Below are 2021 nucleotides of genomic sequence, written 5' to 3'. Positions count from 1 at the left end.
GCCGTGCTTCACTGGAAGCGGCTGCACATCCGGAAAAAACCAATTACCTCTATTTTGTCGCGGATGGCAAAGGTGGACACACCTTTACCACCAATCTGGCCAGCCACAACAAAGCGGTACAGGTTTACCGGCTGGCAATGAAGGAAAAAAATGAAAAGTAAGTTTATCGTCATTGAAGGCCTGGAAGGTGCAGGCAAAACCACTGCGCGTGATGCGCTGGTTGCTGTGCTGCATGAGCACGGCATTCATGATGTCGTCTTCACGCGCGAGCCGGGCGGTACGCCGCTGGCAGAACAATTGCGCGTGTTGGTCAAGCAGGGCATTGATGGCGAGCAGGTGACCAATAAAGCTGAGCTGCTAATGCTGTACGCGGCACGCGTGCAGCTGGTAGAGAACGTGATCAAACCGGCGCTGGCACGCGGTGCCTGGGTAATCGGCGATCGTCACGATCTCTCTTCGCAAGCCTATCAGGGCGGTGGACGCGGTCTGGATGCGCAGTTGATGACCACGCTGCGCGATGCGGTGCTGGGCGATTTCCGTCCCGATCTCACTCTCTATCTCGACGTAACGCCAGAAATTGGCCTGCAACGCGCCCGCGCACGCGGTGAGTTGGATCGCATCGAGCAGGAATCATTGCGATTTTTCGAGCGCACGCGTGAACGCTATCTGGCTTTGGCCGCTCAGGATCCCTCAATCCTGACCATTGATGCGACGCAAAATATTGCAGACGTGACATTGTCACTTCAAGGTGCCTTGCGTAGCTGGTTGGCAGGCCAATCCGCATGAACTGGTATCCGTGGCTGAACCAGCCTTATCGACAAATCATCGCCCGCCATCAAAGCGGCCAGGCGCATCACGCCTTGCTGGTGCAGGGCATTGAGGGCATGGGTGACGATGCGTTGATCTGGGGCGTAAGTCGTTGGTTGATGTGCTTGCAGCCGGAAGGCTTGAAAAGTTGCGGCCACTGCCACGGCTGCCAGTTGATGCAGGCGCACACGCACCCGGATTGGTATCGCCTTGAAGCCGAAAAGGAGAAATCCTCACTCGGTATTGATGCGGTGCGCGACGTCACTGAAAAGCTGTATCACTTCGCCCAGCAGGGCGGCGCAAAAATCGTTTGGTTGCCCGATGCGGCGCAGCTCACGGAAGCTGCCGCCAACGCACTATTGAAGACGCTGGAAGAGCCGCCGGCGAATTGCTGGTTTTTCCTCAGCGTGCGCGAACCTTCGCGCCTGCTGGCGACGCTGCGCAGTCGCTGCATGACGTGGCATCTCTCGCCGCCAGAAGAAGCACATAGCCTGCAATGGCTGCAGAAGCAGCAACCGCAGCCGCAAGAGAAGCTGCGCGCCGCCTTGCGTTTGAGTAATGGCGCACCCGCTGCTGCCTTGACGCTGCTGCAGCCGGAGCGCTGGCAGGCGCGTGAAACGCTGTGCGAAACGCTGATCAAAGCGCTTAACGGCGATGTGCTGCAGCTGTTACCTGCGCTGAACAGCGAAGATGTGGCCGAACGCCTCAGCTGGCTGATTTCGCTGCTGGTGGATGCGATGAAAGTGCAACAGGGCGCCAGTCAGTGGCTGAGCAACGGCGATCGTCCGGATGTGGTCACGCAGTTGGCGCAAAGAATGAATAGCAGTGCGCTCAATAGCAGCGCACAGCAATGGATGCAGTGCCGCGAACAGCTGTTACATGTCGCCGCACTCAACCGAGAATTAATGTTGACCGATCGTTTACTCGCCTGGGGACGTTTACTGACTCCGGCAACGGTCGGCTAAGCGAAAAGAGAGCTCTATGTTTATTGTCGATTCCCACTGCCATCTTGATGGCCTCGATTATGAAAAACACCATCGCGATCTGGATGATGTCATCGCCAAAGCGGCGGCGCGCGATGTGAAGTTTATGCTGGCAATTGCCACCACCTTGCCGGATTACTACAAAATCAAACAGCTAGTAGGCGATCGTGAAAATGTCGCGCTGGCCTGTGGCGTGCATCCGCTCAATCAGGAAGCGCCGTACGACGTCGA

General features: G+C 57.1%; 3 protein-coding genes and 1 pseudogene. All 4 read left to right on the top strand.

Annotated elements, in window-relative coordinates; translation table 11 throughout:
* Window positions 1-161: endolytic transglycosylase MltG (locus RTM06_RS14785; RefSeq protein WP_312183157.1), on the top strand; the 161-nt coding region annotated here is incomplete at its 5' end.
* Window positions 151-786: a dTMP kinase gene (tmk, locus tag RTM06_RS14780; protein WP_312183145.1), complete on the top strand. Its 636-nt coding sequence runs from the start codon at window positions 151-153 to the stop codon at window positions 784-786. The genes RTM06_RS14785 and tmk, both read left to right, overlap by 11 nt.
* Entirely contained in the window at window positions 783-1772 is a 990-nt protein-coding gene (gene holB, locus RTM06_RS14775; RefSeq protein WP_312183142.1) for a DNA polymerase III subunit delta', read from the top strand. The genes tmk and holB overlap by 4 nt, the downstream gene beginning before the upstream one ends.
* A gap of 16 nt (window positions 1773-1788) precedes the next feature.
* A pseudogene (locus RTM06_RS14770) lies at window positions 1789-2021 on the top strand (TatD family hydrolase); the annotation flags it as partial.

It is taken from the genome of Pantoea sp. CTOTU46764, assembly GCF_031974595.1.
Lineage (GTDB): Bacteria > Pseudomonadota > Gammaproteobacteria > Enterobacterales > Enterobacteriaceae > Pantoea > Pantoea trifolii.
The sequence above is the reverse complement of the archived record's forward strand: the minus strand, read 5'-3'. Positions and strand labels throughout refer to the sequence as shown.

Bases quoted from the DNA above. Each gene is read 5' to 3' on its own strand.
- tmk (WP_312183145.1), top strand. From the start codon at position 151: ATGAAAAGTAAGTTTATCGTCATTGAAGGCCTGGAAGGTGCAGGCAAA.
- holB (WP_312183142.1), top strand. From the start codon at position 783: ATGAACTGGTATCCGTGGCTGAACCAGCCTTATCGACAAATCATCGCC.